This window comes from Pseudomonas sp. 05N434, assembly GCF_056396965.1.
The window spans coordinates 1-4,306 of sequence record NZ_JBFTMK010000444.1; the positions used below are offsets into that span (position 1 = coordinate 1).

Genomic DNA, 4,306 nt, shown 5'->3' on the forward strand with positions numbered 1-4,306 from the left:
CATCAAGGCAAAGGTGCTGATGTCGAAGATCGAACTGATCGGGCCGAAAAACAGCATGAAGCGTCCGACGTCCGCTGGCTGCCAGCGTTGGGGCTGTTTCAGCATGTCTTCATCGACGTTATCGAACGGGATGGCGATCTGCGAAATGTCATAGAGCAGGTTCTGCACCAGCAGGTGCATCGGCAGCATGGGCAGGAACGGAATGAACGCACTGGCCACCAGCACCGAGAACACGTTTCCGAAGTTCGAGCTGGCGGTCATTTTGATGTACTTGAGCATGTTGGCGAAGGTCCGCCGCCCTTCCAGCACGCCCTCCTCCAGCACCATCAGGCTTTTTTCCAGAAGAATGATGTCCGCCGCTTCCTTGGCGATGTCCACCGCGCTGTCCACCGAAATGCCGATGTCAGCAGTGCGCAGGGCTGGCGCATCGTTGATGCCGTCGCCCATGAAACCGACCACGTGACCGTTGCCCTTGAGCAGGCGGACGATGCGTTCCTTGTGCGACGGCGTGAGTTTGGCGAAGACGTTGGTGGTCTCGACCGCCACCGCCAGCTCGGCGTCGCTCATGCGCTCGATGTCGTTGCCCATCAGCAGGCCTTGCTGTTCCAGCCCGACTTCACGGCAGATTTTCGCGGTCACCAGTTCGTTGTCGCCAGTCAGCACTTTCACCGCCACACCGTGCGCGGCCAGGGCCTTGAGCGCCGGCGCGGTGCTTTCCTTCGGTGGATCGAGGAAAGCCACATAACCGATCAGCGTCAGCGCCTGTTCATCGGCCAGGCTGTAAGTGTCGCGCCCCTCGATCATTGGCCGCGCCGCCACCGCCACCACCCGCAGGCCTTCGGCATTGAAGGTGGCGGTGACTTGGCGAATCCGCGCCAGCAATTCATCGCTCAGCGCCTCGTCGGCATCGCCATGGCGCACCCGGGTGCACACCGCCAGCACTTCCTCCACCGCGCCTTTGCAGATCAGCAGATGCGGCTGATCACGCTCGGCCACCACCACCGACATGCGCCGACGGGTGAAGTCGAACGGAATCTCGTCGACCTTGCGAAACGCCGTGCCGACTTTCAGTTCACGGTGGATCTCCACGTGTTCCAGCACGGCCACGTCCAGCAGGTTTTTCAGGCCGGTCTGGTAGTAGCTGTTGAGGTAGGCCATTTCCAGCACGTCATCGGAATCGTTGCCCCAGACATCGACGTTGCGCGCGAGGAAGATTTTGTCCTGGGTCAGGGTGCCGGTCTTGTCGGTGCAGAGCACGTCCATGGCGCCGAAGTTCTGGATCGCATCGAGGCGTTTGACGATGACTTTTTTGCGCGACAGGAACACCGCGCCTTTTGCCAGGGTCGAGGTGACAATCATCGGCAGCATTTCCGGGGTCAGGCCCACGGCGATCGACAGCGCGAACAGCAACGCTTCGGTCCAGTCACCCTTGGTGAAACCGTTGATGAACAACACCAGCGGCGCCATGACGAACATGAAGCGGATCAGCAACCAGCTGACCTTGTTGACTCCGGTCTGAAACGAAGTCGGCGCACGATCGGTGGCACCGACCCGCTGCGCCAGCGCGCCGAAATAGGTGTTGTTGCCAGTGGTGAGAATCAGCGCCATGGCCGTGCCGGACACCACGTTGGTGCCCATGAACAGGATGTTGTCGAGGTCCAGCGGGTTGTGGGTGTGGTTGTCCTGCTGACGTGGGAATTTTTCCACCGGCATCGATTCACCGGTCATCGCGGCCTGGCTGACGAACAGGTCCTTGGCGTTGAGCACTCGGCAATCGGCAGGAATCATGTCACCGGCCGAGAGCACGATCAGGTCACCCGGCACCAGTTGCTTGATCGGCAATTCGAGGCGTTGCGCACCGTTGTTCGCCACCTCCCGACGCATCACCGTGGCGGTGTTGCTGACCATCGCCTTGAGCGCGTCGGCGGCCTGGTTGGATTTGGTTTCCTGCCAGAAACGCAGCAAGGTCGAGAGCACCACCATCGAGAAAATCACGATGGCGGCTTTCATGTCTTCGGTCAGCCAGGAGATCACCGCCAGCAAGGTCAGCAGCAGGTTGAACGGGTTTTTGTAGCAGTGCCACAGGTGCGTCCACCACGGCAGCGGTTGCTCGTGCTCGACTTCATTGAGGCCATATTGCTCGCGCAGGGCATCGGCTTCGGCTTCACTCAGGCCGTCGGTGTGGCTGCCGAGGTTATCCAGCAATTGGCCGGTGTCGCTGTTGGCAGCGGCGACCAGGGTTTGCGCGAGCGTCGGCGGGACTTCACGGCTGACCGTGGTGTCGGTGAAGCTTTCCAGCAGCGCCAGTCGACGGAAGTGCCGGGCGATGTGACGGTTTCGCAGGAATCCGGCGAAGAATTCTTTCAGCCAGGTCAGGTTCATGGCAGTGCCCCCCCAGGGTCAGCCGGGAAACCGTCGAGCAGGCGTGTCGAGGCGCTGCGATGACGACACGGGGTCGAACATCACACGCTGTTCAGCGTCGATGAGAGGACGTCGGGAGTCGGGCCAAAACCGGCCACGATCGGGATGCCGCTGCTCGCTTTACGGCGAGACAACGGCACAAAAAGGCTGCGCGTTATCTTGCCGGGAAAATGCCGGTTACCGAGACCGGCCGACAACTGTCACTCGAACAAGTACCCACTGTGGGTCTCCGCTAATTGATGAAAACGCGTGAAGCTTACGCCGCGATATCTAGAGAGTAAACGCTGCGCAGGGGTGTTGCAGGGGGAATCTCGGGGTTCTTCAGGAAGGGTTCAGGTTGATCGCAAACCTGTGGCGAGGGGGCGGTGCGGCGTTCCGACAAGCCCCCTCGCCACAAAATCTCAGCTGGCAGTCGCCAACAACACGTCCCTCACCGATCGGCCACGGGATTTGCCATGGTCATACAACGAGCCGGCAATTTCATCGGCGCGGATCGGCAGGATCGACAGCAAGGTGTCGCTCAAGCCGTGGCTGGCCTGGCAGAAACCCTGCATGTAGATGCCGGCCTTGCAACGCTCGTCGGTGATCAGCCTGTAATTGCGATCGACTTCGAAATCGCCCAGGTATTGTTCCAGCGGCGCCAACAGTTTGCGGTGCATCTGCCGCTCGTAACCGGTGGCCAGCACCACGGCGTCGTAGCGGTGAACCGTGACTTCGCCAGTGGCGTTGTTGCGCATCGCCAGCTCGATACCGCGCTCGGTCGCGGTGGCTTTTTCGACGGTAGTCAGGGTGCGGAACGCATGGCGCGCAACGCCCGAGACTTTCTGCCGGTAGAAGATCCCGTAGATGCGTTCGATCAGGTCGATGTCCACCACCGAATAGTTGGTGTTGTGGTACTCGTTGACCAGACGCTCGCGTTCACTGCTGGCCTGCTGGAACACCAGGTCGGTGAACTCCGGCGAGAACACTTCGTTGACGAAGGGGCTGTCATCGGCCGGTTTCAAGGCCGAGCCGCGCAGGATCATGTCCACCTGCACCGACGGGAAGCTGTCGTTGAGGTCGATGAAGGCCTCCGCCGCGCTCTGCCCGCCGCCGATGATCGCGATGTTCATCGGTTGGTTGTTCACGCACGGTTGCCTGGCCATGCGCTCCAGATACTGGGAATGGTGGAACACCCGACCGTCATCCTTCAGTGCCTTGAACGCTTCGGGAATGCGCGGTGTACCGCCGGCGCTGACCACCACCGAACGGGTGGTACGCACATGCTGCAAACCCTGGGTATCACGCGAGATCACTCGCAACGCCTCGACCTGATGGTTATGCAGCACCGGCTCGATGGTCAGCACTTCCTCGCCGTAGCGACTCTGCCCGGTGAATTGCCCGGCGACCCAGCGCAGGTAGTCGTTGTACTCCATGCGGCACGGATAGAAGGTGCCGAGGTTGATGAAGTCCACCAGACGACCATGGTGCTTGAGGTAGTTGACGAAGGAATACGGGCTGGTCGGGTTGCGCAGCGTCACCAGGTCCTTGAGAAAAGAAATCTGCAGTTCGCTCTGGGTGACCAGGGTGTTGCCGTGCCAGCGGTAGTCCGCCTGCTTGTCGAGAAACAGCACATCCAGCTCGCCCTGGCTCGGCCCGCGCTCTTGCAGGGCGATGGCCAGGGCCAGGTTCGAAGGGCCGAAACCAACGCCGATCAGGTCGTGAACGATGGGCGATGCAATTGCCTGTGTCATTTCCAGTGTCCTCTGGATAAACCCCGCAGCTGCGGGGATAAAGCCTGGGTGACCTGACCGGCCTTTGGCGGCAGCAGATCGTCTGTTGAATAGGAACGAGGACCATGAAAAAAAATTTAACGAGGACTGATTTAAGCGACGTCCCACTGGCG

At 60.6% G+C, this 4,306-nt stretch carries 2 protein-coding genes; both read right to left on the reverse strand.

Annotation, left to right across the window (positions count from 1 at the left end; genetic code table 11):
- A partial coding sequence (gene mgtA / locus AC1DLB_RS22890; protein WP_477785690.1) for a magnesium-translocating P-type ATPase occupies positions 1-2,382 on the reverse strand: 2,382 nt, incomplete at its 3' end.
- Positions 2,383-2,822: 440 nt separating this feature from the next.
- Positions 2,823-4,154, reverse strand: a complete 1,332-nt coding sequence (locus tag AC1DLB_RS22895) for a lysine N(6)-hydroxylase/L-ornithine N(5)-oxygenase family protein (RefSeq protein WP_477743758.1) — start codon at positions 4,152-4,154, stop codon at positions 2,823-2,825.
- Positions 4,155-4,306 lie beyond the last annotated feature (152 nt).